Annotated in this window: 26 protein-coding genes; 11 read left to right on the forward strand and 15 right to left on the reverse strand. The window is 67.6% G+C overall.

Annotation, left to right across the window (positions count from 1 at the left end; genetic code table 11):
* The first annotated feature begins 121 nt into the window (after positions 1 to 121).
* Positions 122 to 553 carry a hypothetical protein gene (locus E5P2_RS11120; protein WP_162567135.1) on the forward strand — a complete coding sequence of 144 codons (432 nt, stop codon included), beginning with the start codon at positions 122 to 124 and terminating at the stop codon, positions 551 to 553.
* Positions 554 to 562: 9 nt separating this feature from the next.
* Here the strand turns inward: E5P2_RS11120 and trmB are convergent, their stop codons facing one another.
* The 4 genes from trmB to E5P2_RS11140 form a co-directional block, all read right to left on the reverse strand.
* On the reverse strand, positions 563 to 1,330 hold the full coding sequence (trmB, locus tag E5P2_RS11125) for a tRNA (guanosine(46)-N7)-methyltransferase TrmB (protein ID WP_162567136.1): 768 nt from the start codon (positions 1,328 to 1,330) through the stop codon (positions 563 to 565).
* Positions 1,300 to 2,214, reverse strand: a complete 915-nt coding sequence (gene gluQRS / locus E5P2_RS11130; protein WP_162567137.1) for a tRNA glutamyl-Q(34) synthetase GluQRS — start codon at positions 2,212 to 2,214, stop codon at positions 1,300 to 1,302. The genes trmB and gluQRS overlap by 31 nt, the downstream gene beginning before the upstream one ends.
* A 13-nt stretch (positions 2,215 to 2,227) precedes the next feature.
* A complete protein-coding gene (locus E5P2_RS11135; protein ID WP_162567138.1) occupies positions 2,228 to 3,298 on the reverse strand; it encodes an NAD(P)/FAD-dependent oxidoreductase in 1,071 nt (356 codons plus the stop codon).
* 64 nt (positions 3,299 to 3,362) lie between these two features.
* Complete coding sequence (locus E5P2_RS11140) at positions 3,363 to 4,316, reverse strand: LysR family transcriptional regulator (RefSeq protein ID WP_162567139.1); 954 nt, start codon at positions 4,314 to 4,316, stop codon at positions 3,363 to 3,365.
* A 145-nt stretch (positions 4,317 to 4,461) separates the two neighbouring features.
* On the opposite strand from E5P2_RS11140, the gene E5P2_RS11145 reads away from it, so the two are divergent.
* From E5P2_RS11145 to E5P2_RS11160, 4 genes are read left to right on the forward strand one after another with little or no spacing between them, the layout of a single operon-like run.
* Positions 4,462 to 5,163 (forward strand): pirin family protein, encoded by a 702-nt coding sequence (locus E5P2_RS11145; RefSeq protein ID WP_162567140.1) that lies wholly within the window; start codon positions 4,462 to 4,464, stop codon positions 5,161 to 5,163.
* Positions 5,164 to 5,217: 54 nt separating this feature from the next.
* Entirely contained in the window at positions 5,218 to 5,658 is a 441-nt protein-coding gene (locus tag E5P2_RS11150; RefSeq protein WP_162567141.1) for a DoxX family protein, read from the forward strand.
* A gap of 16 nt (positions 5,659 to 5,674) precedes the next feature.
* Positions 5,675 to 6,217, forward strand: a complete 543-nt coding sequence (locus E5P2_RS11155; protein ID WP_162567142.1) for a flavodoxin family protein — start codon at positions 5,675 to 5,677, stop codon at positions 6,215 to 6,217.
* A 30-nt stretch (positions 6,218 to 6,247) separates the two neighbouring features.
* Positions 6,248 to 7,162, forward strand: a complete 915-nt coding sequence (locus E5P2_RS11160) for a pirin family protein (RefSeq protein WP_162567143.1) — start codon at positions 6,248 to 6,250, stop codon at positions 7,160 to 7,162.
* A 15-nt stretch (positions 7,163 to 7,177) separates the two neighbouring features.
* Here E5P2_RS11160 and E5P2_RS11165 read toward each other — a convergent pair whose 3' ends face one another.
* Entirely contained in the window at positions 7,178 to 7,963 is a 786-nt protein-coding gene (locus tag E5P2_RS11165) for a sulfurtransferase (protein ID WP_162567144.1), read from the reverse strand.
* Positions 7,964 to 8,013: 50 nt separating this feature from the next.
* On the opposite strand from E5P2_RS11165, the gene dnaE reads away from it, so the two are divergent.
* Positions 8,014 to 11,514 (forward strand): DNA polymerase III subunit alpha, encoded by a 3,501-nt coding sequence (dnaE, locus tag E5P2_RS11170; protein WP_162567145.1) that lies wholly within the window; start codon positions 8,014 to 8,016, stop codon positions 11,512 to 11,514.
* Positions 11,515 to 11,530: 16 nt separating this feature from the next.
* On the opposite strand, the gene tolA is transcribed toward dnaE, so the two are convergent.
* The 10 genes from tolA to ribD form a co-directional block, all read right to left on the reverse strand.
* Positions 11,531 to 12,514, reverse strand: coding sequence for a cell envelope integrity protein TolA (gene tolA / locus E5P2_RS11175; RefSeq protein ID WP_162567146.1), 984 nt, complete (start codon positions 12,512 to 12,514; stop codon positions 11,531 to 11,533).
* A 3-nt stretch (positions 12,515 to 12,517) separates the two neighbouring features.
* Entirely contained in the window at positions 12,518 to 12,955 is a 438-nt protein-coding gene (locus tag E5P2_RS11180; protein ID WP_162567147.1) for a biopolymer transporter ExbD, read from the reverse strand.
* Between the two features lie 16 nt (positions 12,956 to 12,971).
* Positions 12,972 to 13,685 (reverse strand): protein TolQ, encoded by a 714-nt coding sequence (gene tolQ / locus E5P2_RS11185; RefSeq protein WP_162567148.1) that lies wholly within the window; start codon positions 13,683 to 13,685, stop codon positions 12,972 to 12,974.
* On the reverse strand, positions 13,682 to 14,146 hold the full coding sequence (locus tag E5P2_RS11190) for a YbgC/FadM family acyl-CoA thioesterase (protein WP_162567149.1): 465 nt from the start codon (positions 14,144 to 14,146) through the stop codon (positions 13,682 to 13,684). Before E5P2_RS11190 ends, tolQ begins: the two co-directional genes overlap by 4 nt.
* A 73-nt stretch (positions 14,147 to 14,219) precedes the next feature.
* Positions 14,220 to 15,419: a pyridoxal phosphate-dependent aminotransferase gene (locus E5P2_RS11195; protein WP_162567150.1), complete on the reverse strand. Its 1,200-nt coding sequence runs from the start codon at positions 15,417 to 15,419 to the stop codon at positions 14,220 to 14,222.
* Positions 15,416 to 15,952 (reverse strand): transcription antitermination factor NusB, encoded by a 537-nt coding sequence (gene nusB, locus E5P2_RS11200; RefSeq protein ID WP_162567151.1) that lies wholly within the window; start codon positions 15,950 to 15,952, stop codon positions 15,416 to 15,418. The genes E5P2_RS11195 and nusB overlap by 4 nt, the downstream gene beginning before the upstream one ends.
* Positions 15,949 to 16,413 (reverse strand): 6,7-dimethyl-8-ribityllumazine synthase, encoded by a 465-nt coding sequence (gene ribH / locus E5P2_RS11205; protein WP_162567152.1) that lies wholly within the window; start codon positions 16,411 to 16,413, stop codon positions 15,949 to 15,951. The genes nusB and ribH overlap by 4 nt, the downstream gene beginning before the upstream one ends.
* A gap of 28 nt (positions 16,414 to 16,441) precedes the next feature.
* Positions 16,442 to 17,602: a bifunctional 3,4-dihydroxy-2-butanone-4-phosphate synthase/GTP cyclohydrolase II gene (gene ribBA, locus E5P2_RS11210; protein ID WP_162567153.1), complete on the reverse strand. Its 1,161-nt coding sequence runs from the start codon at positions 17,600 to 17,602 to the stop codon at positions 16,442 to 16,444.
* Positions 17,599 to 18,252 (reverse strand): riboflavin synthase, encoded by a 654-nt coding sequence (locus E5P2_RS11215; protein WP_162567154.1) that lies wholly within the window; start codon positions 18,250 to 18,252, stop codon positions 17,599 to 17,601. The genes ribBA and E5P2_RS11215 overlap by 4 nt, the downstream gene beginning before the upstream one ends.
* A 43-nt stretch (positions 18,253 to 18,295) precedes the next feature.
* Entirely contained in the window at positions 18,296 to 19,414 is a 1,119-nt protein-coding gene (ribD, locus tag E5P2_RS11220; protein ID WP_162567155.1) for a bifunctional diaminohydroxyphosphoribosylaminopyrimidine deaminase/5-amino-6-(5-phosphoribosylamino)uracil reductase RibD, read from the reverse strand.
* Positions 19,415 to 19,623: 209 nt separating this feature from the next.
* On the opposite strand from ribD, the gene E5P2_RS11225 reads away from it, so the two are divergent.
* The 5 genes from E5P2_RS11225 (at position 19,624) to E5P2_RS11245 (ending at position 25,916) form a co-directional block, all read left to right on the forward strand.
* On the forward strand, positions 19,624 to 20,211 hold the full coding sequence (locus E5P2_RS11225) for a GspH/FimT family pseudopilin (RefSeq protein ID WP_269475705.1): 588 nt from the start codon (positions 19,624 to 19,626) through the stop codon (positions 20,209 to 20,211).
* On the forward strand, positions 20,208 to 20,792 hold the full coding sequence (pilV, locus tag E5P2_RS11230) for a type IV pilus modification protein PilV (protein WP_162567156.1): 585 nt from the start codon (positions 20,208 to 20,210) through the stop codon (positions 20,790 to 20,792). Before E5P2_RS11225 ends, pilV begins: the two co-directional genes overlap by 4 nt.
* Before the next feature lie 83 nt (positions 20,793 to 20,875).
* A complete protein-coding gene (locus E5P2_RS11235; RefSeq protein ID WP_162567157.1) occupies positions 20,876 to 21,766 on the forward strand; it encodes a PilW family protein in 891 nt (296 codons plus the stop codon).
* 29 nt (positions 21,767 to 21,795) lie between these two features.
* Positions 21,796 to 22,326 carry a pilus assembly PilX family protein gene (locus tag E5P2_RS11240; protein WP_269475594.1) on the forward strand — a complete coding sequence of 177 codons (531 nt, stop codon included), beginning with the start codon at positions 21,796 to 21,798 and terminating at the stop codon, positions 22,324 to 22,326.
* 23 nt (positions 22,327 to 22,349) lie between these two features.
* Entirely contained in the window at positions 22,350 to 25,916 is a 3,567-nt protein-coding gene (locus E5P2_RS11245; protein ID WP_162567159.1) for a pilus assembly protein, read from the forward strand.
* Positions 25,917 to 25,923 lie beyond the last annotated feature (7 nt).

Below are 25,923 nucleotides of genomic sequence, written 5' to 3' on the forward strand. Positions count from 1 at the left end.
GCGATGGGGTACAGCCTCGGAACCACGAACTTTTGTATCTTGATTGTGCGATTTGCACGCGGCGAAACGATGCGCTGCTGTCAACATCCCAGCGGACTCCGGAGCCCTTTCCGCGAACGACATGAATTCACAGCCATCCGATACTGCGCTGCTCGAAAGCGCGCTGGCCGCCATCGAACGAGTGCTTGCCCGCGCCGACAGCGCGCTGCACGGCGACCCCTATGTCGGACCCACCCACAGCGTGCCGCTGGAGTTCGCCGGCAGCGCGCCGACGACCGAAGAACAGCGCTTTCGCGCCAGCGCCGCGCAGTCGGCAATCAACATCTGCCTCTGTTCGGCCGCGGCGCTGATCGATGCCAGCGAGGCCCTGATGAACCGCCGCACCGACCGCTCGCCGCAGGAGCTCGAGCGCGAATGGAAGACGCTGGTCAACCACACCAAGACGGCCAGCCGCTCGGCCTACCGGGCCGCGCTCATCATGGCCTCGCACCGGCACGTGCTGGCGGCGCAGGGTGCCGCGCCGGCCGAGCATGCGCGGCGCGTCGCGCACTGAGCGCGCCGGTCAGAGGCGCTCGAACACCACGTCCCACACGCCGTGGCCCAGCTTGAGGCCGCGGTTCTCGAACTTGGTCAGCGGCCGGTAGGCGGGTTTCGGCGCGAAGCCTCCGGCGGCCGTGTTGCGCAGCAGCGTTTCCTGTGAGAGCACTTCGAGCATCTGCTCGGCATAGGGCTGCCAGTCGGTCGCGCAGTGCAGGTAGCCGCCCGGCGCGAGCCGCTCGGCCAGCTTGCGAACGAAGGGCGGCTGGATCAGCCGGCGCTTGTTGTGCCGTTTCTTGTGCCACGGGTCCGGGAAGAACACGTGGATGCCGGCCAGCGTGCCGGGCATCAGCATGTGGTCGATGGCGTCGACCGCATCGTGGGCGCAGATGCGGATGTTCTGCAACTGCTGCTCGCCGATGCGCTTGAGCAGCGCGCCGACGCCGGGCTCGTGCACCTCGCAGCACAGAAAATTCCTCTCCGGCATCAGGGCCGCGATGTGCGCCGTGGCCTCGCCCATGCCGAAGCCGATCTCCAGCACGGTCGGCGCCTGACGGCCGAAGGCGGCATCGATGTCGAGCGGCGCAGGCTGATAGGGCAAGAGGAAGCGTGGCCCGAATTCGTCGTAGGCACGCGCCTGGCCGTCGGTGGTGCGGCCGCCGCGCTTGACGAAGCTCTTCAGGCGGCGGTGCAGCGGGTGCGTCTCGCCGCCGGCGGCATCGGCGGGCGGATCGCGGGGGAGGTCGTTGGCGGGGGGGATGATCACGGCCGCGGATTGTAGAGAGTGCGCCATTCGGGCACCCAACCGGCGAGCGCGTCGGCCGGCGATGAAGCGGCCGTGGGACCGAGTCCGAGCACCCGCGCCGCTGCATCGAGCGCAGCCAGCGCCGCGCCCGGCGAAGCAGTATCCACCGGCGATGCGCCGTTCTGCTTGGACAGCTTGTCGCCGTCGGCCCCGAGCACGAGCGGCGCATGCAGGTAGCTCGGCGTCGGCAAGGCGAGCGCGCGCTGAAGCAGGATCTGGCGCGCGGTGTTGTCGGCCAGGTCGGCGCCGCGCACGATGTCGGTCACGCCCTGGTCGGCATCGTCGACCACGACGGCCAACTGATAGGCCCAGGGTCCGTCGGCGCGCCGCAGCACGAAATCGCCGACCTCGTGCGCCACGTCCTGTTGCTGATCGCCGAGGCGGCGGTCGCGCCAGCGCAGTGCACCGGACGGCTGCGTCGCCTGGAACTTCGTGGCCGCGAAGCGCCAGGCCCGCGCCGGCTTGCCGTGCAGGCCATCGCGGCAGGTGCCGGGATAGACGCGCTCGCCATGCCGGCGGTGCGCCATGCCCTGGCGCACCAGGGCTTCGTCGATGTCCTTGCGTGAACAGCCGCAGGGATAGGCGAGCTGCGCGGCCGCGAGCCGTTCCAGGGCCTTGACGTAAAGGCCGATGCGCTGTGTCTGCCAGACCGGCGGCGCGTCCGGCAGCATGGCGCAGGCGGCCAGCTGGGCGAGGATCGCTTCCCCCATGCCGGGCAGGCAGCGTTCGGTGTCGGCGTCCTCGATGCGCACCAGCCAGCGCGCCTGCGGACCGCGGGCCCGAACGTCGAGCCAGCTGGCCAGCGCCGCGACCATCGAACCGGCATGCAGCGGGCCTGTCGGAGAGGGCGCGAAGCGGCCGGTCCGGATCATCGCCTCGCGAGGTTCAGGCCACCTCGAGCGCCAGCGTGAGGCCCGAGAGGAACGCATCCTCCACGCGATGCCCGATGCACCAGTCGCCGGCCACGCCGAGACGGCGCTTCGCATCCCACAGGTGCGGCGTGCCGACCGGCACCTGGGTTTGGGCCTCGGGCCAGCAGCGCGCCTGCACGTGCGAAGGCTCGGCGCGGATGCCGGTGATCTCGGCGAAGGCGCGCAGCAGCTTGGCGGCGACACGCGCCGCGTCGTCGCGCAGATGCTCCTGCGACCATGCCGCGCTGGCCTGCAGGGTCCAGCGCTCGATGCGGTCGCGGCCGGGCTTGGAGGATTCGCGGGCCAGCCACGCGACCCGATGGTGCGTGCTGCGGGCCGCATTCCATTGCGGGCCCAGATGCGACAGCGTCGGCTGGTTGGCCTGGGGGAAGGCGATCATCAGCGTCCAGCAGGGCGCAATGCGCACGGCTTCGATCTTTTCGCTGAGTGCGGCCGACAGCTTGCCGTCGCCGAGCAAGGCCCGCGCGCGGCCCGGCGGCACGGCCAGCAGCACGGCGTCGAAACCGGAGTACACATGCTGCGAATCGCCGGCACCCGAGGTGCGCAGCTGCCAGCGCCGCGCATCGAGCGTGTCGGCCTCGATGTGAGTGACGCGCGTGTCCGTCACGAGGCTGTCGCCCAGCGGCGCGGCCCATGCGGTGACCAGGGCGTCCATCCCCGGCTGCGCGACCCAGTGGGGCTCGAGCGCAGGCAGTGCCGCCTCGGCCACGCGGCCGTGCGGGTCGAGCACGCGCACCAGGTTCGCGCTCCAGGGCTTGCACAGCTGCGGCGCGAGTTCGAGCGCGCGGGCGAAGCGCGGATCGCGCACGGTGAAGTACTGCGCGCCGCTGTCGAACTTGCCGAAGGCCGTGGATTCGCTCGCCATCCGGCCGCCGGCCGTGGCCTCGCGCTCGAACACGGTGACCCGATGGCCCGCCTGCACCAGCGTGCGCGCGCACGCCACGCCCGCGATGCCGGCGCCGACGACGGCGTAGTGGCGCGATGAAGTGGATCGGTGGCGATCGGCAGCGGGGCGAGTGGTCATGGTGGTCTCTGTATGTCGATGTATCGGTAGGGCGGTTCAGGCGACTCTAACCCCGTTGCATGGGTCATCGGCCGCGATGGCGTTCGAGCAGCGCGCGGCGCGTGCCCTCGTGCTCGAACTGGGCGAGCCACCATTGCAGCGCGCGGCCCGGCTTGCCGGCGGTGCGGGCGCGCCAGGCGCAATGCATGGTGGCGATCGGCGGCTTGCGCTCGGTCAGGCGTTCGACCAGATGGCCGGCCTCGATGTAGGGCCGCGCCATCGGCTCGGGCAGGAAGCCGCCGCCGAGGCCATGCAGCTGGGCCGCGAGCTTGGCCTGCATGGTCGGCACCGTGAGCACGTCCTGGCCGCCGACGAGATTGACCGTCATGCTCGGCCCCGAGCGTGAGGAGTCCGCTGCGGCGACGGCGCGGTGCTGGCGCAGCACGGCGTCGCTGAGCGGCGCATCGAGCCGGGCGAGCGGATGGTGCGGCGCCACCGCATAGACGAAAGCCAGCTCGCCGATCGGCCGGCTGCGGATGCCGGTGGCGGTGAAGGCCAGGCTGGCCGCATCGAGCACCGCGCCCACCGCGAGATCGGCCTCGCCGGTGGTCAGCGCCTCGATGGTGCCGAGCAGCGTCTCGTCGCGCAGCTTGAGCCGCGTCGGCGGCTCGAGCGCATAGAACGCGGTGGCCAGGTCGAGCAGCGGATCGCGCGCGATCACGCTGTCGACCGCGATGGTGAGCATCGATTCCCAGCCCGTCGCGATGCGCTTGACACGGTTGGCCACGGCATCGATCTCGCCCAGCAGGCGCGCGGCTTCGCGCAGCAATTCCTGGCCCGCCTCGGTCACGCGCGCCTGGCGCGCGCTGCGGTCGAACAGCAGCACGTCGAGCGCATCCTCGATCTGCCGCACGCGGTAGCTCAGCGCGCTGGGCACGAGATCGAGCGCACGGGCGGCGGCGGCGAAGCTGCCGGTGCTGGCCACGGTCTGCAGCATCGACAAGGCGTCGGGCGTCAGGACGTCGCGGGCGGTGGGCATGGGAGCCTATCGTTCAAAAGATTTGCATGATGCCATCAAAAGTGAAGGCTCCTTCGCACCGGCACGCACCCTAAAGTCACAGACATCCGCTGCGCACAGGGCGCGGCATTCGAAAGCCCTCGACGAAGAGGGCAGGAGAAAGACGATGTTGCAAGTCCGTAAATCCCAGGAACGCGGTTATGCCGATCACGGCTGGCTGCGCTCCTTCCACAGCTTTTCCTTTGCCGGCTACTACGATCCCGCGCACATGGGTTTCGGCAACCTGCGCGTGATCAACGAAGACCGCGTGGCCGCCGGTGCCGGCTTCGGCACCCACGGCCACAAGGACATGGAGATCATCAGCTACGTGCTCTCGGGCGAACTCGCGCACAAGGACAGCATGGGCAATGTCGAATCGATCCCGCCGGGCGATGTGCAGCGCATGAGCGCGGGCCGCGGCGTGATGCACAGCGAGTTCAACCACAAGGCCGACCAGACCACGCATTTCCTGCAGATCTGGATCGAGCCGAACGTGCGCGGCATCGCGCCCGGCTATGAACAGAAGAACTTCACCGAGGCCGAGAAGCGCGGCCGGCTGCGGCTGGTCGCCTCGCCCGACGGCGCCGACGGCTCGGTGCTGCTGCATGCCGATGCGCACCTGTACGCGGGCCTGCTCGACGGCGACGAGAAGGCGCAACTGGCGCTCGATCCGAAGCGCAAGAGCTACGTGCATCTGGTGCGCGGCGAGCTCGAAGTCAATGGCCAGAAGCTCGGCGGCGGCGATGCCGCGATGCTCGAAGGCGAATCGCAACTCACGCTCGGCGGCGGCAAGGACGCCGAGGTGCTGGTGTTCGACCTCGCGGCCTGAGGCCGCATTTTTTTCTTTCCTTCCTCTCTCTCATCAACTCAGGAGTTATTTCTCATGGCAACCACCACCGCATCGAACTATGCTGCCCCCGCGACGGCCACATCGCCGCAGGACACGCTGGCATTGATCGGCCGCATCCTGATCGCCTACCTGTTCATCCCGGCCGGCATCAACAAGCTGCTGGGCTTTGCCGGCACGGTCGGCTACATCGCGTCGGTGGGCCTGCCGCTGCCGCAGCTCGGTGCCGTGATCGCGATCATTGTCGAACTCGGCTTCGGCATCGCCTTGCTGCTGGGCTACAAGACGCGCTGGACGGCCTTCGTCATGGCGCTGTTCGTGCTGGCCACTGCGCTGTTCTTCCACAATTTCTGGGGCATGCCGGAAGCGAAGTACGCGATGATGAAGCTCAACTTCGACAAGAACATGGCGATCGCCGGCGGTCTGCTGGCCTTCTCCGTGCTGGGCGCCGGCCGCTTCAGCATCGACAAGCGCTGAGCGCAGGCAGCACCGCATGAGCGACATCGTCGTCGTCTTTCATTCCGGCTACGGCCACACCCAGCGCGTGGCGCAGGCCGTGGCCGAGGGTGCCGAGGCGCAGCTGCTCGCGATCGATGCCGACGGCAACCTGCCGGCCGAAGGCTGGGACCTCCTGGCCGCGGCCGACGCGATCATCATGGGCTCGCCCACCTACATGGGCGGCGTGAGCTGGCAGTTCAAGAAGTTCGCGGACGCCTCGTCCAAGGTCTGGTACACGCAGGGCTGGCGCAACAAGCTGTTCGCCGGCTTCACCAACAGCGCCACCATGAACGGCGACAAGGTCGCGACCGTGACCTACCTCTGGCACCTGGCCATGCAGCACGGCGGCCTGTGGGCCGGGCTCGGCATCCTGCCGAGCAACGACAAGGCGGCAACGCGCGACGCGATCAACTACGTCGGCGGCTATGGCGGCCTGCTGACCACCTCGCCTTCCGATGCGAGTCCGGCCGAGATGTCGCGCGGCGATCTGGAAACCGCACGCGTATTTGGCAAACGGGTGGCCGAACTGGTCAAATGACTCGCCCAACGCCGACCATGGAGAGACGATATGACGACCGGACCCCTGCTGCTGCAACCCCATGACAAGGACCTCGGCGGGGGCTTCAAGGTCCGGCGTCTGCTGCCGTCGGCGCAGCGACGCTCGGTTGGCCCTTTCGTATTCTTCGACCATTTCGGACCGGCCAGCGAGCAGCCGGGCATGCAGCACGACGTGCGGCCGCATCCGCACATCGGCCTCGCCACCGTGACCTACCTGTTCGAGGGTGCGATGAAGCATCGCGACAGCCTGGGCTCGGTGCAGGAGGTCCTGCCCGGCGCGATCAACTGGATGACCGCGGGCCGCGGCATCGTGCATTCGGAGCGCAAGCCCGAGCGGTTGCGCGATGCGAGCTACGTGAACCACGGCCTGCAGCTCTGGGCCGCGCTGCCGCTGGCGCACGAGGAGGACGAGCCGGCCTTCTCGCACACGGCGGCGACCGACATCCCTGCGCTCGACGTGCAGGGCGTCGCTGTGCGCGTGCTGGTCGGCGAGGCCTTCGGTGCGCGCTCGCCGGTGGCGACCCTGTCGCACACGGTCTACCTCGACCTCGCGCTGCCGGCCGGCGCGCGCTTCGAGCTGCCGGCGCTGGCGAAGGAGCTGGCCATCTATGCCGTCGACGGCGACGTGTCGCTGGACGGCACGCCCGTGGCCCAGCACGCCATGGCGATGCTGCCCGAAGGCGAGGGCGGGGTGCTGACCGCGCAGGCCGCCGTTCGCGTCGTGGTGATCGGCGGCGAGCCGCTCGACGGGCCGCGCTACATCACCTGGAATTTCGTTTCGAGCCGGCGCGAACGCATCCTCGAGGCCGGCGCCGACTGGGCCGCGCAGCGCATGGGGCAAGTGCCCGGCGAGACCGAATTCATTCCGCTGCCCGGCCATCCGTTCGGCGTGCAAGAGCCCGATACGAAAAGCACGCCGGTCTGAGGCGCGGCCTTCTTCTCAGCGCTTGCGCGCGAGGTCCGGGTCCTCGGACGCGCGGGCGCTCGCATGCTTCGATCGCGCGCTCAGATCGGGCGCCAGCGTCTCGCGGCCATCGAAGACGAAGCACTCGCCGTGGTAATGCGCGCCGCCGACCTGCTCGAAGTACTTGAGGATGCCGCCTTCGAGCTGCAGCACGTCCGCCACGCCTTCTTCGCGCATCAGGATGGCGGCCTTCTCGCAGCGGATGCCGCCGGTGCAGAAGCTCACCACCGTCTTGCCCGCGAGCGCCTCGCGATGCGCGCGCAGCGCCTTGGGAAACTCGGTGAACTTGCCGATGCGCCAGTCGATGGCGCCGTCGAAGCTGCCGTGGTCGACCTCGAAGGCGTTGCGCGTGTCGAGCAGCGCGATCGGCTTGCCGGCGTCGTCATGGCCCTGGTCGAGCCAGCGCTTGAGCGTCGGCGCATCGATGCCGGGCGCGCGGCCGGCCGCGGGCTGGATCGCGGGATGGTCCATGCGGATGATCTCGCGTTTCAGCTTGACCAGCATGCGGCGGAAGGGCTGGGCTTCGGACCAGCTCCGCTTGGCCTCCAAGTCGGCGAAGCGCGCGTCGGCGCGCAGGCCATCGAGAAATGCGTCCACGGCATCGGCCGCGCCGGCCACGAACAGGTTGATGCCCTCGGGCGCGAGCAGCACGGTGCCCTTGAGGCCGAGTGCATGGGTGCTTGCGCGCAGCGTCTCGCGCACTGCCGCGCCGTCGTCGATCGGCACGAACTTGTAGGCGGCGATATTCAAAATCTCTTGCACGGGGCGCGATTCTAGGTCGCCGCCGGGCCGCGGCTTTCTACAATGGACCCATGTTCGTTCACCTGCGCCTGCACACCGAGTTCTCCGTCGTCGACGGCACCAACCGCATCGACGAAGTCGTCAAGGCCGCCGCGGCCGACGGCCAGCCTGCACTGGCCATCACCGACCTCAACAACCTCTTCGGCGCGGTCAAGTTCTACAAGGAGGCGCGCGGCAAGGGCGTGAAGCCCGTGCTGGGTGTCGAGGTCTTCCTCGAAGGGCTGGGCAGCGACATCGCGTCGTTGACGCGCATCGTGCTGCTGGTGCAGAACAACGAGGGCTATCTGCACCTGTCGGAACTGCTCGCACGGGCCTGGACGCAGAACGTCGGCCGGGGTCAAGCCCAGGCGGTGGTCAAGCTGGCCTGGCTCGAAGAACTGCAGGGGGGGCTGATCGCCCTGTCGGGCGCGCAGGCCGGACCGCTGGGCGCGGCATTGCTGCAAGGCCAGGCCGAACGCGCGGCGGAGATCGCGCTGCAACTCGCGGGTCTGTTCCCGCATCGCTTCTACATCGAGCTGCAGCGCGCCGGCCGCCCCGAGGACGAGCCGCATGTGGTCGCGGCCGTGCAGCTGGCCGCGCGGCTCGGCCTGCCGGTGGTCGCCACGCACCCGGTGCAGTTCGCCACCGCCGAGGACTACGAGGCGCACGAGGCGCGCGTCTGCATCTCCGAAGGCGAGATCCTCGGCAACCCGCGCCGCGTGCGCAAGTTCACGCGCGAGCAGTACTTCAAGTCGTCGGCCGAGATGACGCAGCTCTTCGCCGACGTGCCGAGCGCGCTCGCCAACACGGTCGAGATCGCGCGCCGCTGCAACCTCACGCTGACGCTCGGCAAGCCGCAGCTGCCGAACTTTCCGACGCCCGACGGCATGCCGATCGAGGCCTACTTCCGCGTCGCTTCGTTCGAGGGGCTGGAAGAGCGGCTCGCGCATCTCTATCCCGATGCCGCCAAGCGCGATGCCGAGCGGCCTCGCTACGTCGAACGGCTCGAGTTCGAGATCAACACCATCCTCAAGATGGGCTTCCCGGGCTACTTCCTGATCGTCGGCGACTTCATCAACTGGGCCAAGAAGAACCGCTGCCCGGTCGGCCCGGGCCGCGGCTCGGGTGCGGGCTCGCTGGTGGCCTATGCGCTCAAGATCACCGATCTCGATCCGCTCGAATACAAGCTGCTGTTCGAACGCTTCCTGAATCCCGAGCGCGTCTCGATGCCCGACTTCGACATCGACTTCTGCCAGGGCAACCGCGACCGCGTGATCGACTACGTCAAGGACAAGTACGGCCGCGACGCCGTGAGCCAGATCGCGACCTTCGGCACCATGGCCGCGCGCGCCGCGATCCGCGACGTCGGCCGCGTGCTCGACATGAGCTACATGTTCTGTGACGGCATCAGCAAGCTCATTCCGAACAAGCCCGGCCAGCCGGTCACGATCCAGTATCCGCCGTCGCCCAAGCCCGAAGGCGACAAGAACAACTACGCGATCGAGATGGAGCCGCAACTCGCGGCCCGCATCGAGAAGGAAGAGGAAGTGCGCATGCTGGTCGAGCTGGCGCAGAAGCTCGAAGGCATGACGCGCAACATCGGCATGCATGCGGGCGGCGTGCTGATCGCGCCGGGCAAGCTCACCGACTTCTGTCCGCTCTACCAGCAGCCCGGCAGCGACTCGGCCGTGAGCCAGTACGACAAGGACGATGTCGAGGCGGTCGGGCTCGTCAAGTTCGACTTTCTGGGCCTGGCGACGCTGACCATCCTCGAGATCGCGAAGGACTTCATCGTCGCGCGCCACAAGGGCCAGGAGAACTTCGCCTACGAGAACATCCGGCTGGACGATTCGCCCACCTACAAGCTGTTCGCCGAAGGCAAGACCGAGGCGGTGTTCCAGTTCGAATCGCGCGGCATGCAGGGCATGCTCAAGGATGCGCGGCCGACGCGGCTGGAAGACCTGATCGCGCTCAACGCGCTGTACCGCCCGGGCCCGATGGACCTGATCCCGAGCTTCGTCGCGCGCAAGCACGGGCGCGAGCCGGTCGAGTATCCGCATCCGCTGGTGGAGGAGATGCTGTCGGAAACCTACGGCATCATGGTCTACCAGGAACAGGTGATGCAGACGGCGCAGATCCTGGGCGGCTACTCGCTCGGCGGCGCCGACCTGCTGCGCCGCGCGATGGGCAAGAAGAAGGCCGAGGAGATGGCCGAGCACCGCGAGATCTTCCGCGCCGGTGCGGCCAAGAACCACATCGACCAGCCCAAGGCCGACGAGATCTTCGACCTGATGGAGAAGTTCGCGGGCTACGGCTTCAACAAGTCGCACGCGGCCGCTTATTCGCTCCTGGCCTATCACACGGGCTGGCTCAAGGTCCACTACACGGCCGAGTTCTACTGCGCCAACATGACGGTGGAAATGGACGACACCGACAAGCTAAAGGTGTTGTTCGAGGACGCGCAGAAGAATTTCGGCATGACCTTCGAGCCGCCGGATGTCAATCGCGGCCACCATCGCTTCGAGCCGGTCACCGACAAGGTGATCCGCTACGGCCTCGGCGCGGTCAAGGGCACGGGCCAGCTCGCGGTCGAGGCGATCGTCAAGGCGCGGGAAGAGGGCGGTCCGTTCCAGAGCCTGTTCGATTTCTGCGTGCGCGTGGACCGCCAGCGCATCAACAAGCGAACGGTCGAGGCGCTGATCAAGGCCGGCGCCTTCGATTCGCTGCAGCAGAACCGCGCCGCGCTGGTCGCCTCGCTCGACCGCGCTTTCGAGTTCGCCAGCGCGACCGAAGCCAATGCGGCACAGGTCGACATCTTCGGCGACAGCGAGCACGGCAGCGCGACGGCCGAGCCCGACCTGATCGATGCCACGCCCTGGGGCGTGAAGGAACGCCTGACCTACGAGAAGACGGCGATCGGCTTCTACCTGTCGGGGCACCTGTTCGACGAGGTCGCGCACGAGGTGCGGCGCTTCTGCAAGCGCGAGATCGACGAGCTCATGGACAGCCGCGAGCAGCAGGTCATCGCGGGCATCGTGAGCGACTTCCGTGTCATCAACGGCCAGCGCGGCCGGCTCGCGATCTTCAAGCTCGACGACAAGTCGGGCGCGATCGATGCGACGGCCGACGAGGCGCTCTTCAACGCCAACCGCAACGTGCTGAAGGACGACGAACTGGTGATCGTGAGCGGCCGGCTGCAGCCCGGCCGCGGCGGCTTCGAGGCGCGCTTCCAGGTTCAGCAGGTGTGGGACCTGGCGACGGCGCGCTGCCGCTTCGGCAAGTTCCTGCGTGTCGCGGTCAACGGCAAGGCGCCGGACATCGCGCGGCTGGTGAAGGAGTTTCCGCCGCGCAGCGAGCAGAGCGAGCATGGCGAGCTGCTGCAAGGGCTCGGCGTGCGGCTGTCGATGGCGCGTGGCGGCGCGCAGGTCGAACTGCAGCTGGGCGAGCGCGCGAAGTTCTTTCCGACCGATGCGGCGCTGGCGAGCTGGATGGCGCAGGCCGATGCGGGGCGTGCGGCGGTGGTCTACGAGTAGCGGCTGAAGCGCTTCTTCAGCGTTTGGGTCGCAGCGTGACGATCAGCCGTGGCGGCACGGTGCCGTCGATGTCGCGCGGCAGCTTCTCCGTCTTCTCCAGGGCACGCAGCGCGGCTTCGTCCCAGGTGGGCAGGCCACTGGACTTGGTCAGCGTGGGCGTGCCGACGATGGTGCCATCGGGCGCCAGGCGCACATCGAACTCCGCGCCCGGATTGCCGCTCACCAGATCGGCATCGGGGAACACCACGTTGGGCCGCACGGCCGCCGCGACCCGGCCGCCATAGCTGCCCGACGGGCCCGAGGACTTCAGCGCCGTTCCCTTCGAGTTGTCGTCGCCGCTCGCGCCCGCGAGACCCTGCATGCGCTTGAGCGTGGCTGCGCGGTCCGCCGCGAGTTGTGCCGCCTGCTTGGCGTCGGCCTCTTTCTTCTTCGCCGCTTCGGCCTGCTTGGCCGCGGCGTCCTGCTGCTTCTTCAGCTCGGCCTGCTTCTGCTGCTCTTCCTTCTTGCGCTCGGCCTCGTCCTCGGCGCGCTGCCTGGCTTCGGCGTCCTTCTTGTCCTGCGCGGCCTTCTTGGCGGCGTCGAGCTTCTTCTGCTGTTGCGCCTGCTGCTCGAGCTCGCGCTCCTTCTGCTCTTTCTGTTCCTTTTGCTTCTTCTCGCGTTCGAGGGCGATGTCGGGCGCGCGCGGCGCCGGCGTGGGCTCGGGCGGCTTCACGGCCTGCGGTGGAGGTGGGGGCGGTGGAGGCGGCGGTGGCGCGGGCCTCGGGGCCGGCGTGGGCGGCACGGGCGTCGGTGGCGCCGACAGCCGTGGCGCGGCCTGCTGCACGGTCGAAGACCACAGCTCGGCCTCGACCGCCTCGTCCTCTGCCTCGCGCTTCCAGTTCACGCCCCAGGTCAGCGCCGCGATCAGCAGCGCGTGCGCGATCAGCGCAAGCACCACGGCGCGCGGCGTGCCGCGCTGCGGCGGCGGCGCGAACTCGGGGCGGTCGGCGGCGAGCGACATGCCTTACTTGGCGCCCGTGGTCGTGACCGACAGGCCGACGCGCTCGATGCCGCTCTTCTTGAGCGAGTTCATCGCCTTGACCACCGTGTCGTACTTGACCGTCTTGTCGGCGCTGATGACCACCGGGCGCTGGTCATCGCCGCCCTGCGCGGCCTTGGCGGCAGCGCCGATCTGCGTCATCGGGATCGAGCTGCCGCCGCTGCCCATCGACGGATCCTTCTTGATCTGCACTTCGTCGTCGCTCTTGATGACGATCTCGATCGGCTTGTCGGGCTGCTTGTTGGCGCGGTCGACCGTGGGCAGGTTGATCACGCTCGGCGTGATCAGCGGCGCCGTGACCATGAAGATGATCAGCAGCACCAGCATCACGTCGATGAACGGGACCATGTTGATCTCGTTGATCGTGCGGCGGCCTCGGCCGCGGGAGGACATGGCGGGCATGGTGCGGTACTCCGCCTCAGCGCCCGGTGGCCGGCGTGACCGAGGCCGGATTGACGTGCGCCGTCAGGTTGCGCTGCAGGATGTTCGAGAACTCTTCGATGAAGGTCTCGAGCGCGATCGCGATCTTGTCGATCTCGCGTGCGAAGCGGTTGTAGGCCACCACGGCCGGAATGGCCGCGAACAGGCCGATGGCGGTCGCGACCAGGGCCTCGGCGATGCCGGGCGCCACGGTCGAGAGCGTGACCTGCGCGAGCGCCGCCAGGCCGGTGAAGGCATGCATGATCCCCCACACGGTGCCGAACAGGCCCACATAGGGTGAGACCGAGCCGACGGTGGCCAGGAAGGAGAGGTTCTGCTCGATCGCGTCGAGTTCGCGCTGGAAGCTTGCCCGCATCGCGCGGCGCGCGCCGTCGAGCAGGGTGCCGGCATCGCTGACGTGGCGTTCGCGCAGCTTCTGGTATTCGCGCATGCCGGAAGCGAAGATGCGCTCCATCGGGCCGGCGAACTTGGCGTTCTGCGCGGCGGACGCGAAGAGTTCGTTCAGGCTGGTGCCGGACCAGAACTCGCGCTCGAAGTCGTCGTTGAGCGCGCGCGTGCGCTTGAGCGAGAAGAACTTGCGGAAGATGGCAGCCCAGCTGGCAACCGACACGATGAGCAGCAGCGCCACCACAAACTGCACCGGAAGACTGGCATGGACCAGGAGATTGAGGATCGACAGTTCTTGATTCATGGCTGATGAGGTTGAGACATGGAGCCCGCATAGCGCTCGAGGGTTCCCGAAACTTGCCGCGGCATACGCGAAGGTCGGAGCGTGGCGGCATCGACCCAGCCGATCCGGATCGTGCCCTCGCACAGCAGCAAGGGCTCGGGCGAAACGCCTTCGGTCCGGTCTTGCTCTGATTTTGATAGCACGCGTTGACCGATTATCAGGGACGCGGAGCCGATCTCGCGCAGATCGGCTGTAACCAGCAGTTCGTCGTCGAGCCGCGCCGGGCGATGGTACTTGAGCTGCGTCTCGCTGACCACGAAGATGCCACCGCTTTCCTCGCGCAGCCGGCCCTGGGCGATGCCGAGCGAACGAAGCCATTCGGTGCGCGCGCGCTCCATGAATTTCAGGTAGTTGGCATAGAACACGATGCCGCCGGCATCGGTGTCTTCCCAGTAGACGCGGATGGGAAAGACAAAAGTCATCGCTGCACCCTTGACGCTTCGCGCCTTCCCGCCAAGCGGGAGCGAGCTTGCCTGGGGCGGCCCGGCGCTGCGCTCATGCGGCGATGGCCGCACTGGCCCATGCGCGCAGCCGCGCGACCGATTCCTCGAGGTGTGCCATCGAGCTGGCAGTCGAGAAGCGAACGAAGCGGCCGGTCTGGTCGGTGCCGAAGTCGCGGCCGGGCGTGATGGCGACATGCGCCTGCTTCATGGCCTCGAAGGCGAAATCCCAGCTGCCGGAAATGCCGAGCCTCTCGCCGAAGGCCGAGCAATCGGCCCAGGCATAGAAGGCGCCGTCGGGCACCACCGGCACATTGAGGCCCAGCGCATCGAGCTGCGGAATGAACCAGTCGCGCCGGGCCTTGAACTCGGCGCGGCGGCGTTCGTATTCGGTGATGCTGTCGGCCTCGAAGCAGGCCAGTGCCGCATGCTGCGAGACGGTGCTGGCGCAGATGAAGAGGTTCTGCGCCAGCCGCTCGATCGCCGGCACGAGAACGTCGGGCACCACCAGCCAGCCGAGGCGCCAGCCGGTCATGTTGAAGTACTTGCTGAAGCTGTTGATGCTGATGACCTGGTCGTCGATGGCGAGCGCGGTCTGGCCATAGGTGGCGTCGTACGACAGGCCGAGGTAGATCTCGTCGATCAGCGTGATGCCGCCGCGCCGCGTGACGACGTCGTGGATGCGGCGCAGTTCGTCGGGCGCGATCGAGGTGCCGGTCGGGTTGGACGGCGAGGCCAGCAGCACGCCGCGCGTGTGCGGGGTCCAGGCGGCTTCGACTTTCGCGGCGCTGAGCTGGAAGCGTTCGGCCGCGGTGGTCGGGATGAGCACGGCGCGGCCGTCGGCCGCGGTGACGAAATGGCGGTTGCAGGGATAGCTCGGATCGGGCAGCAGCACTTCGTCGCCGGCCTCGATCAGCGCGAGGCAGGCCAGCTGCAGCGCGGCCGATGCGCCGGCCGTGATGACGATGCGACGCGCCGGCACGTCGACGCCGAAGCGCTCGGCATACCAGCCGCTGATGCGCTCTCGCAGGCGGTCGAGTCCCGTGGCCTGTGTGTACTGCGTCGCGCCGGCGCGCACGGCCCGCGCGGCGGCTTCCTGCACCAGCGGCGGCGCGGTGAAATCGGGCTCGCCGATGTTGAGGAAGATCATCGGCCGCTCGGTGTGCGCCACCTCGCGTGCCAGCGTGGCGGCGGCCTTGGCGACCTCCATCACATAGAAAGGCTCGATGCGCTCGGCACGCTTCGAAATCCTCACGGCCGGGCCTTTCCGCTGGCGCGGTCGGCTTCGACCTCGGCCGGCCGCAGCTGCGGCGCGAGCCCGTTGAGCACCGCATTCACGTACTTGTGGCCGTCGGTGCCGCCGAATTCCTTCGCGAGTTCGATGCACTCGTTGAGCACCACGCGCCACGGCACGTCGAGGCAGTGCTGGAATTCGTAGACGCCGATCCACATCACCGCGTGCTCGATCGGCGAGATCTCCTCGAGCTTGCGGTCCAGCAGCGGCACGATGAGCGCGTCGAGCTGATCAGCGCCTTCGATCGATCCGTGCAGCAGCGCGTCATAGTGCGCCGCATCGGCCTTGTGGAAGCCTGCGAGGTCGCGCGTGAACTCGTCGATCGCCGCGGCGTCGTTGCGTCCGACCAGGTGCTGGTAGAGCGCCTGCAGCGCGAACTCGCGCGCGCGGCTGCGGTTCGACTTGGCGGAGGCCTTGCGCGCGCCGGTGCTGGTGAGGCCGGTGCGCGACTGGCGCGGCTTGCCGTTGTTCTCGGCCTTGGTGGATTCGGTCATGAAAAGGTGGCGAGCAGTTGCGCCATCTCGACAGCGACGCGTGCCGCGTCGCGGCCCTTGTCGGTCTGCCGGGCGATCGCCTGTTCGAGGTTCTCGGTGGTGAGGATCGCGTTGGCGATCGGGATGCGATGGTCGAGCGCGACGCGGCTCACGCTGGCGCCCGATTCGTTGGCCACCAGTTCGAAGTGATAGGTTTCTCCGCGGATGATGCAACCCAGCGCGATCAGCGCGTGATAGTGCCCGCGCCGGGCCAGCGCCTGCAAGGTGACCGGCACTTCGAGTGCGCCGGGCACGCTGAAGTGGTCGATGTCGTCATCGGCCACGCCCAGCGCGGCGAGTTCGCTGCGGCAGGCCTTCGCCAGCGCATCGGTGATGTCTTCATTGAAGCGCGCCTGCACGATGCCGATGCGCAGGCCCTTGCCGTCGAGCGGCGCACCGGTGCCCTTGTTCGCGTGTTGCATCAGCGGATCCGCCTTGCGAGTCGCGTCTTCATTTTTCTTCCTTGGTGATATAGCCGGCGATCTCCATGCCGTAGCCGGCCGCCATGCTGGGCATGCGGCGCGGCGTGCCGAGCAGGTTCATGGTGTGGACGCCGCATTCGCGCAGGATCTGCGCGCCGATGCCGTAGCTGCGCAGGTCCATGCGGCCGCGCTCCGGCGCCTGGGCGGGGCGTGCGGTGCCGTCGAATTGCGACAGCAGTTCGGCACCCGTTTCGCCGCAGTTGAGCAGCACGGCGACGCCCTTGCCCTGGGCTGCGATGTGGGCCAGGCTGGCATCGAGGCTCCACGAGTGCAGCGAGCGGTTGACTTCGAGCACGTCGAGCACGGAGAGCGGTTCGTGCACCCGCACGTCCACCGTGTCGCCCACATCCCATTGGCCGCGCACCAGCGCCAGGTGCACGCCCTTGCTCGGCTTGTCGCGGAAGGCATGGGCGGTGAAGTTGCCCCAGGCCGTGTGGATCTCGCGGCAGCCGACCTTCTCGATCAGCGATTCGTTGCGGCTGCGGTGCTCGATGAGCGCGGCGATGGTGCCGACCTTGAGGCCATGCTCGGCCGCGAACACCTGCAGGTCGGGCAGCCGGGCCATGGTGCCGTCCTCGTTCATCACCTCGCAGATCACCGCAGCGGGCGAGCAGCCGGCCATCGAGGCGAGGTCGCAGCCGGCCTCGGTATGGCCCGCGCGCATCAGCACGCCGCCGTCGACCGCCTGCAACGGAAAGATGTGGCCGGGCTGGACCAGATCGGCCGCGACGGCGTCGCGCGCGACCGCGGCCTGCACGGTGCGGGCGCGGTCGGCCGCCGAGATGCCGGTGGTCACGCCCTCGGCGGCTTCGATCGAGACGGTGAACGCGGTGGCGTGCTTGGCGCCGTTGCGCGCCACCATCGGCGGCAGCTGCAGCCGTTCGCACATCTCGCGCGAGAGCGTCAGGCAGATCAGGCCGCGCGCATGGCGGGCCATGAAGTTGATCGCTTCGGGCGTCACGTGGTCCGCGGCGATGACGATGTCGCCTTCGTTCTCGCGGTCTTCCTCGTCGACCAGGATCACCATGCGGCCGGCGCGCATCTCGGCCACGATCTCTTCGACCGGGGAGATCGGCGCGGGCGCCGGGCCGCTGCGGGAGGCCGCGATCGGCGTGACGGATGCGTTCATGGGCTGCTGTCTTTCTGTGCGGAGGGAAGGGCGCCGGCCTGGAGCATGCGCTCCACGTAGCGGGCGACGGTGTCGATCTCGAGGTTGACGCGGCTGCCGGCCGTGAGGCTGCCGAGCGCCGTGTGGTCGACCGTGTGCGGGATCAGGTTGATGCTGATCTCGCTGCCGTCGGCGCGGTCGTTCACGGTATTGACGGTGAGGCTCACGCCATTGATGGTGATGGAGCCCTTGTACGCCAGGAAGCGGGCGAGCTCGGGCGGCGCCAGCACGCGCAATTCCCAGCTCTCGCCCACCGGGGCGAAATGGCTGACGGTGCCGATGCCGTCCACATGGCCGGACACGATGTGGCCGCCGAGCCGGTCGCTGGCGCGCAGCGCCTTTTCGAGGTTGACGCGTGTCGCCTCTTCGGCCAGGCCGGCGGTCTTGGCCAGCGATTCGGCCGAGATGTCGATGGTGAACAGCTGCTGCGCGGGATCGAGCGTGGTGACGGTCATGCAGGCGCCGTTGAGCGCAATGCTGTCGCCGAGGCCGACATCGTCGAGGTAGCCGACAGGCGTCGCGATGCTGAGCCGCTTGCCGTGGGACGAAGAGCTGCCGAGGTCGTGGACGGCGGCGATGCGCCCCACGCCGGTGATGATTCCGGTGAACATCGCCGCATTTTCGCAGAGAAGCGGCAGGGGGTCGGGGCCAACCCTAAAACAGGTCGCGGCCGGCCACGCGGGCGACGATGCGCAGGTCGGGGCCGAGCCTGTCGACCGACCTGAAATCGAGCGGCATGGCCGCCGAGAGTGCGGTCAGCGGGCCCGCCGCATAGGGGTCGCTGGCCATGTCGAGGCCGCTGCCGATCAGCTTCGGTGCCAGATAGACCAGCAATTCGTCGACCAGCCCTTCGCGCAGCAGCGATCCGTTGAGCTTGTGGCCTGCCTCGACGTGCAACTCGTTGACTTCGCGGGCCGCCAGTTCTTTCAGCATGGCGGCGAGGTCCACCTTGCCCCGCGCATCGGGCAGGTAGCGCAGGGTCGCGCCGCGCGCTTCCAGGGCCGCTGCCCTGGCATCGTCTCGCACGGCGGCGTAGATCCAGACCGCGCGGCCCGCCATGAAGATGCGCGCCTCGGGCGGCGTTTGCAGCCGGCTGTCGACGACCACGAGGTGCGGCTGCCGCGGCGTCTCGACCAGGCGGACATCGAGGCGCGGGTCGTCCTCGATCACCGTGCCGACGCCCGTCAGCACCGCGCTGGCGCGCGCGCGCCATGCGTGGCCGTCGGCGCGCGCCGTGTCGGAGGTGATCCATTGGCTCACACCGTTGTGAAGCCCGGTCTTGCCGTCCAGCGAAGCCGCGACCTTGAGCCGCACCCAGGGTGTCTTGCGGACCATGCGGCTGAAGAAGCCGAGATTGAGTTCGCGGGCTTCCTCTGTGCCCGCGTCCAGTTCGACCTCGACGCCTGCGGCACGCAGGCGCTCGAAGCCCTGGCCAGCGACGAGAGGATTCGGATCGGGCATCGACGCGACGACCTTGCGAATGCCGGCGCGGATCAGCGCGTCGCAGCAAGGGCCGGTCCGGCCGTGGTGGGAACAAGGCTCCAGAGTCACGTAGGCCGTGGCTTGCGTTACGTCGCTGCCGCGGCTCGCGGCATCTCGCAGCGCCATGACTTCGGCATGCGGACCGCCCACCGGCTGCGTGCAGCCTTCGCCCAGGATCGCGCCCTTGGGGTCGACCAGCACGCAACCGACGCGCGGATTCGGATCGGTGTCCGCGCCTGCTTGTCGAGCAAGCGCCAATGCACGCGCCATGGGCAGGAAATTTCTATTCATATCTACGCGAATTGAATGACGAATTGGATTGCCGGTATGAGTCTGCAATTTGCGACATTTCGCGATATTTGAACGCCATCTGCCGTTAGTCCGGCAATTTGGCCCGTTGGTCGATTTGCCGATCGCTGCGAGACGTTATCCATAGAATTCGCCGAATTAAATCAGGGAGACAACTCCGCACGCGCTTTGCCGCATGCGGGTCATGCGACATGGAACGACCATTCTGCTCGGCTTTGGCCGGGGCGCGCCGAGGCATCGGGAGATGCCAGGGCTTCACGCTGATCGAAATGCTGGTGGTGTTCGCCATCTCCGCCATTTTGTTGACGCTGGCGGTGCCTTCGATGCGCAGTCTGATCGATCGCAACGGCGTCGCCAACAGCGTGAATGCGCTGATGTCGACGCTGAGTTTCGCGCGCGCCGAAGCCATGAAACGCGGGATGGTGGTCAGCGTATGCCGTAGCGCCGACGTCGATACGGCGGCCATGCCGTCGTGCAGCGCAGGCTCGGACTGGGCATCGGGATGGATCGTGTTCGCCGACCTGAACGCAGACGGCGCGTTCGACGCGAACGGCGGCGACATGCTCCTGCGTTCCCAGGGGACGCTCGCGCGCAGCGGATCCATCACGCAGAACATGAACGTGGACCTCCAGTTTCTGCCGACAGGGCTCATGCGAACCGGCGCTTCCAATTTCCTGTTCCGTCCGGGCACTGGCGGTTCCACTTTCATGCGCCTGATCTGCCTCGGCATCGTCGGCCGCGCGCGCTTGGTCAACGACACCGCCTCCTGCTCGACATGACCGCATTCGCCCCCCGCCGCCCGGTGCGGTCCGCCGCACAGGGCGGCTCGACGCTGCTGGAAGTGCTGATCGCGATGCTCGTCCTGTCGTTCGGGCTCCTGGGCCTGGCCGGACTGACCGCGGCTTCACTGCGCTACGTGAAGATGGCGCAGTTCCAATCGATCGGTGTGCAGCTTGCGGCCGAGTTGGGTGAGCGCATGCGCGGCAATGTCGACGGCTTCGAGGCCGGGAGCTATATCAAGACGGACGCCTATTCGACCGCCGCGGTGACGATTCCGGCCTGCGCCTCCTCGCCGTGCAGCGCGGCCGATCTCGCGGCCATCGACCTTGCACAGTGGGCGCAGGAATTGCGCCGGCGTCTGCCCGGCGGCGACGGGTTCGTGCAGCGCGATGCCGTCAACCCGTTGGCGACCGACATCTGGATCCTGTGGAGCGATCCCGACGCGACGGTGGGCGCGGCCGACGACGCCAAGGCCAGCCTTTCCGTGGCCGGCGCGAACGACTGTCCCGCGGTCGCCGTCGCCGGCCTTGCGGCCGGCACGGTAAAGCCGCGCTGCATGTACTACCGGATCACGTTGTGAATACTGTGCCTCCTGTGCCTCCTGTGCCTCCTGTGCCTCGTCGGCGGCTTCAGCGCCAGGGCGGGCGAACCCTGCTCGAATTGATGATCAGCATCGCCCTTGGGCTCGTCGTGCTCGGCGCGCTGTTCGCGATCTACATCTCGACCCAAGTCAGCAGCCGCCAGGCCACGTCGGTGGCACGGATGGACGAGGACGCGGCGGTCGCGCTCTCGGTTATCGGTTTGCAGTTGCGCATGGCTGGTTTCAGTATTCCGAGGGTCTTCGCCGCACCGGGCGCGGCGACGGTCAATGGTGCTTCGGTGCCGACGCCGGACCGCAACTTCTCCGGCGCCGGCGTGCGCGCGTGCGACCGCGGCTTCGTCGATCCGACGGTGGATTTCGATCTGCTCGCCTGCGCGCCGGGAAGCACCGGCGCCGCGGCCCTCGCCATCCGCTTCGAGGGCGCCGACCCCGATGACATTCCCAGCGTTCAGGCCCTGCTTCCGCCTGCCAGGGACTGCCTGAACCAGGCCGTCGGGGCGAACGCGACGGGAGCGCTCGGCGTCCCCTACACGCTCATCGAATCGAGATACCAGGTGCGCATCGGCGCCAGGACTGGAACGCCCGAGCTGTATTGCGGCGGGAACGGCAGCAAGATTGCCTATCAGTCCCAGGCCATCCTTCAGTACGTGGAGGACATGACGGTCGGCTTCGGCATCGCCGACGACGGGCAAAGCAAGGCGGTCGAGCGATATGTCGACGACGCGGCGAGCGTCGAGGCCCTGCCGGGCTCGGTCGACCAGCGATGGTCGCGCGTCGTGTCGGTCAAGCTGTGCATCGTGCTGCGCAGCGGCGATCCGAGCCCAGACGCCGCGGGCAGCTACCTGGATTGCCGCGGCAAGGTCGCGCCTTCTTCGGACCACCTGATTCGGCGTGCCTACAGCAGCGTGTTCACGCTGCGGAACCGGGGCGGCTTTGCCGCGACGGCGCCATGACCCGCGCAACGACCGACCGAGGCTCGCGCATGCAGCGCGGAGTGGTTCTGATCATGTCCCTGGTCCTGCTCATCATCATCTCGCTGGTCGCCGTGCTGGCGGTCCAGCGTGCCACGTCCGAAGAACAGGTCTCGAAGGCGTTGAGAACCAACACTGTCGCCTTCCAGGCGGCCGAGGCCGCATTGCGCTATTGCGAAGACCAGATGCTCAAGTCCGGCGGCGTGCAGAGTGGCACGACGATCGTGCCGCCCAACCCCGACCCGCTCGATGGCACGAAGCCTTCGCTCTGGGCCGATCGGGCAAATTGGGAGCCGTCGGCCAACAAGGCGATACAGGTCGATGCAGCTCAAATCAATTCCAGCGACGCCGCGGCACGGGCCTTGCCGATGTTGCCCAGATGCATGGTCGAAAGCACCTCGCTGCAAGGGGAGTCGGCCAGACGCCCGGCCTTTCTCATCACGGCCGTCGGCTTCAGCGCGGATTTCCACACGACGGCCGGAAAGCCCGACGCGGGGGGTGAAGTCTGGCTGCAGTCCCTGGTGACGCCGGGCGACAAGTGAGAGCGAAAGGAAGGGAGGAGTGCATGAAGAAAAAACGCATCGCATGGACCGTGGCGGCCGTCCTGGTGACAGTCCGTGCGGAGGCTGCGATCTCGCAACTGCCCTTGGTGACGACGAACGTCACGGTGCCACCGAATCTGATGTTCACGCTGGACGATTCCGGATCGATGGACTTCGAATGCTTTCCGGATTCGATGTGCACCACGCCGGACGGCGTCGTGTACGCAGGCGTCGTTCCATGGGGCTTCGGCATTTTCAAGAACGCGGTCATCACCTATGACGGCAGCAGCCTGCTGGCGCGGCAAGCCCGGTCGACCAGGAACCCGCTCTACTACAACCCGGCCGTGACGTACCGGCCATGGCTCAAGTCCGACGGCACGCGCTTTCCCACTTATCCCGCCAATGCCGCACCCGTGGACCCTCGGGCGCCCGCCACGACGGTCGACCTCACCGGGCTTCCGAAGCTGATGACTGCGCGATGGTGCTCCGACCTGGCGAACTGTGTCGACAGCGAGCGTTCCGCTCCCATCGCGCAGTACTACACCCTCAAGGCCGGCGCAAGCGGCGACCTGCTCAGCGACTACCGCCAGAACTTGATCACCAACCTTCCGGGGTGGCCACAAACCTTTCCCAAGAACCCGAATCGTGTGGATTGCGTGTCCCCGACGTTGTGCACCTACGCCGAGGAAATTCAGAACTTCACGAACTGGTTCGTCTATGCGCGTTCGCGCCTGCGGGTGGCCATCGGCGGGACGTCCGAAGCATTCGCCCTGGTGCCTCCGAGCTACCGTGTCGGCTACGGAACGATCAATGAAGTCCCCACGCTTGTCGATGGCGTCAACAACAACGCCGTTCGCATGGGAGTGCGCCCGTTCATCGGCACGCCCAAGGACAACTTCTATGCGCAGCTCCAGAGCGCGGGCACGCAACCGAACGGCACGCCGCTTCGCCGTGCGATGGACGACGTCGGGCAGTACTTTTCGCGAACCGATGCCCAGTCGCCCTGGGCGAGCGATCCATCCGTCGGAGAAAGCCCCGCGAACCATCTGAGTTGCCGGCGCGCCTACCACGTGTTGATGACCGACGGCTTGTGGAACAGCACCGCCGCCCAGACTGCCGGCGCCAACGCCGATGCGGACAACACGGTGGGCCCGCTGATCACGAGTGCCGACGGCAAGACGAGCTACCAATACCATCCGGCGCCGCCTTACGCGGGTCCCGGCGAGTCTTCGCTTGCCGACGTGGCGATGTATTACTGGAATCACGATCTGCGCCCTGACCTGCCGAACGACATGCCGGTGACCGGAAGCGACCCGGCTTTCTGGCAGCACATGGTCAACTACACCATTGCCTTCGGTGTGAACGGCAAGCTGCGCAATCCCGAGGACTTGCCGGCCCTCCAGGCCGGGACCGCGAGCTGGGGCACCGTCGGCGACGACAGTTCGAAGGTGGACGATCTCTGGCACGCCGCCATCAACAGCCGGGGGATTGCCAGGAGCGCGTCCAGCATCACCGACTACACCGCGGCGCTGACTTCGATCATCCAGGACATCCAGACCCGTGACAGCAGCGAGGCCGGCGTGGCCGTATCGAGTCGAAGCTATTCCAGCTCGACGCTTGAATACGTTCCGAGCTACCGTGCGACCGACTGGAACGGCGACGTCCAGGCAGTGAAACTCACCGATGGCAGCAACGTCTGGCTGGCGTCGCAGCAGCTTCCCGCAGCGTCCGCCCGCAATATCTTCACCTTCACGAACACGGCGACCAAGGGCGTGCCCTTCACGCTCTCCGCGCTCGATGCGGCTGGCATGACCTCGCAGCTCGATGCGAGCAATGCGTCGGCGCTGATTCCCTACCTGCGCGGAGATCGCACGGGGGAGGGCACCACGTTCAGAAAGCGCACGGGCGCGATCGGGGACATCGTGAATTCCTCGCCGGCCCTGGTGAAGGATCTCTTCGACGGCCAGTACGACTTCCTTGCCACTTCGACGCCGGGGCAGTCCAGCTATCAGCGCTTTATCAACGCCAAGAAGTTCCGCGAGGCCCAACTGTTCGTCGGCGCCAACGACGGCATGCTCCATGCGTTCGATGCAACCGATGGCATCGAATCCTTCGCGTTCATGCCGCGTGCCGTGCTCGGCACCGTCAAGCAGCTGGCCGATCCTGCCTACGCGCATCGCTTTTTCGTCGATGGGCCGCTGACCGAGACCGACGTCTACGATGGTTCGGCCTCCAAGTGGCGCAACCTCGTTCTCGGCGAAGGGGGAGCCGGCGCCAAGAACCTGTTCGCGATCAACGTGCCGGTTGCGGCCTCTCCCGCGAAAGGCGACCCGGTGCCGTTGACGCGCGCCCAATCCACACCCGGCGGCAGCGACATTCTGTGGGAGATCGATGCCACGAACCCGTCTTTTTCCGAACTCGGCTACGTGTTGCAAGCGCCGGCCACCGGCATCCTGAAGGATGGCCGCTGGGCCGTCGTGACCGGCAATGGCTATGAAAGCGCGAGCGGCCGCGCGCAGCTGTACCTGATCGATGCCATCACCGGATCGCGCCTGGCGGTCCTGGACACGGGCGTCGGCTCGCTCGCGGCGCCCAACGGGCTGGGCGGCGTGACCCTCATTCGCGACGGCACGCAGCGCGTCGTCGCCGCCTATGCCGGCGATCTGGCGGGCAACCTGTGGAAGTTCGACCTGTCATCTCCCACGCCTTCCGAGTGGCGGGTGGCGTTCGGCGGGCTGCCGCTCTTCCAGGCGGCGAACCGCCAGGGCCAGCCCGAGCCGATCACCGCTGCGCCGGCCTTCACGCGCCATCCGCTGGGCGGGGCCATGCTTTTCGTGGGTACTGGCAAACTGCAGGATGCGGGTGACCAGAACATTCTGGCCGAGCGCAGCATCTACGGCGTATGGGACAAGGTCGCCATCGGAATGCCTTCGAGCAACAGCGGCGACAGAATCATTGACAACGCGAGTCTGGTGACTCAGACCCTCTCCAACCTGGCGGTCGGCGGCGCGACGGGGCGCTACTTCGCGATCAGCAATAACCCGGTCGACTATGGCTCCGGCGCCAATGCGCAGAAACGCGGTTGGCAAGTCCATTTGACGATCGCCGCGGGACTGCGGTCGATCTATGCGCCGCAAGTCGATGGCGGCCGCCTGATCATCGACACCATGGTCCCGGGTGCTATGGGGAACGGATGCGCGCCGGCATCTTTCGCGTCCTACACCTTCGTCGTGGATCCGTTCAGCGGGGCTCCGGGCCTCCCTGGACCGACCTTCGACACCAGCGGCGACGGCAAGATCGACGGCGCGGACGACGCGACAGCCGCCGTGACGCTTTTCTCCAGCACCGGCAAGCGAACGATCCTCCACTATTCAGGCTCGCTGATCGGCCTCGAAGGCGCGGGTACGGTTCGCTCCGAGGGCAATGGCTCGAGCAACGCAGGATCTGGCCGCAGCGGCTCGAGCAGCGCCGGGTCTGGCGGCGACGGCTCGAACACGGCCGGTCGCAAGATCGAGGAGCAGAAGACCCAATTGCTCAAATCGCCCACCGGGCGGCAATGGCGACAGATCATCACGCCGCCGTCGTATTGAAGACGAG

The sequence above is a fragment of the Variovorax sp. SRS16 genome, from assembly GCF_901827165.1.
Taxonomy (GTDB): Bacteria; Pseudomonadota; Gammaproteobacteria; order Burkholderiales; family Burkholderiaceae_C; genus Variovorax.

Excerpts from the sequence above, each read along its gene's own strand:
- E5P2_RS11120 (WP_162567135.1), top strand. The coding sequence starts at position 122 with ATGAATTCACAGCCATCCGATACTGCGCTGCTCGAAAGCGCGCTGGCC.
- trmB (WP_162567136.1), bottom strand. The coding sequence starts at position 1,330 with ATGGCGCACTCTCTACAATCCGCGGCCGTGATCATCCCCCCCGCCAAC.
- gluQRS (WP_162567137.1), bottom strand. The coding sequence starts at position 2,214 with ATGATCCGGACCGGCCGCTTCGCGCCCTCTCCGACAGGCCCGCTGCAT.
- E5P2_RS11135 (WP_162567138.1), bottom strand. The coding sequence starts at position 3,298 with ATGACCACTCGCCCCGCTGCCGATCGCCACCGATCCACTTCATCGCGC.
- E5P2_RS11140 (WP_162567139.1), bottom strand. The coding sequence starts at position 4,316 with ATGCCCACCGCCCGCGACGTCCTGACGCCCGACGCCTTGTCGATGCTG.
- E5P2_RS11145 (WP_162567140.1), top strand. The coding sequence starts at position 4,462 with ATGTTGCAAGTCCGTAAATCCCAGGAACGCGGTTATGCCGATCACGGC.
- E5P2_RS11150 (WP_162567141.1), top strand. The coding sequence starts at position 5,218 with ATGGCAACCACCACCGCATCGAACTATGCTGCCCCCGCGACGGCCACA.
- E5P2_RS11155 (WP_162567142.1), top strand. The coding sequence starts at position 5,675 with ATGAGCGACATCGTCGTCGTCTTTCATTCCGGCTACGGCCACACCCAG.
- E5P2_RS11160 (WP_162567143.1), top strand. The coding sequence starts at position 6,248 with ATGACGACCGGACCCCTGCTGCTGCAACCCCATGACAAGGACCTCGGC.
- dnaE (WP_162567145.1), top strand. The coding sequence starts at position 8,014 with ATGTTCGTTCACCTGCGCCTGCACACCGAGTTCTCCGTCGTCGACGGC.
- tolA (WP_162567146.1), bottom strand. The coding sequence starts at position 12,514 with ATGTCGCTCGCCGCCGACCGCCCCGAGTTCGCGCCGCCGCCGCAGCGC.
- E5P2_RS11180 (WP_162567147.1), bottom strand. The coding sequence starts at position 12,955 with ATGCCCGCCATGTCCTCCCGCGGCCGAGGCCGCCGCACGATCAACGAG.
- tolQ (WP_162567148.1), bottom strand. The coding sequence starts at position 13,685 with ATGAATCAAGAACTGTCGATCCTCAATCTCCTGGTCCATGCCAGTCTT.
- E5P2_RS11190 (WP_162567149.1), bottom strand. The coding sequence starts at position 14,146 with ATGACTTTTGTCTTTCCCATCCGCGTCTACTGGGAAGACACCGATGCC.
- nusB (WP_162567151.1), bottom strand. The coding sequence starts at position 15,952 with ATGACCGAATCCACCAAGGCCGAGAACAACGGCAAGCCGCGCCAGTCG.
- ribH (WP_162567152.1), bottom strand. The coding sequence starts at position 16,413 with ATGCAACACGCGAACAAGGGCACCGGTGCGCCGCTCGACGGCAAGGGC.
- ribBA (WP_162567153.1), bottom strand. The coding sequence starts at position 17,602 with ATGAACGCATCCGTCACGCCGATCGCGGCCTCCCGCAGCGGCCCGGCG.
- E5P2_RS11215 (WP_162567154.1), bottom strand. The coding sequence starts at position 18,252 with ATGTTCACCGGAATCATCACCGGCGTGGGGCGCATCGCCGCCGTCCAC.
- ribD (WP_162567155.1), bottom strand. The coding sequence starts at position 19,414 with ATGAATAGAAATTTCCTGCCCATGGCGCGTGCATTGGCGCTTGCTCGA.
- E5P2_RS11225 (WP_269475705.1), top strand. The coding sequence starts at position 19,624 with ATGGAACGACCATTCTGCTCGGCTTTGGCCGGGGCGCGCCGAGGCATC.
- pilV (WP_162567156.1), top strand. The coding sequence starts at position 20,208 with ATGACCGCATTCGCCCCCCGCCGCCCGGTGCGGTCCGCCGCACAGGGC.
- E5P2_RS11235 (WP_162567157.1), top strand. The coding sequence starts at position 20,876 with ATGATCAGCATCGCCCTTGGGCTCGTCGTGCTCGGCGCGCTGTTCGCG.
- E5P2_RS11240 (WP_269475594.1), top strand. The coding sequence starts at position 21,796 with ATGCAGCGCGGAGTGGTTCTGATCATGTCCCTGGTCCTGCTCATCATC.
- E5P2_RS11245 (WP_162567159.1), top strand. The coding sequence starts at position 22,350 with ATGAAGAAAAAACGCATCGCATGGACCGTGGCGGCCGTCCTGGTGACA.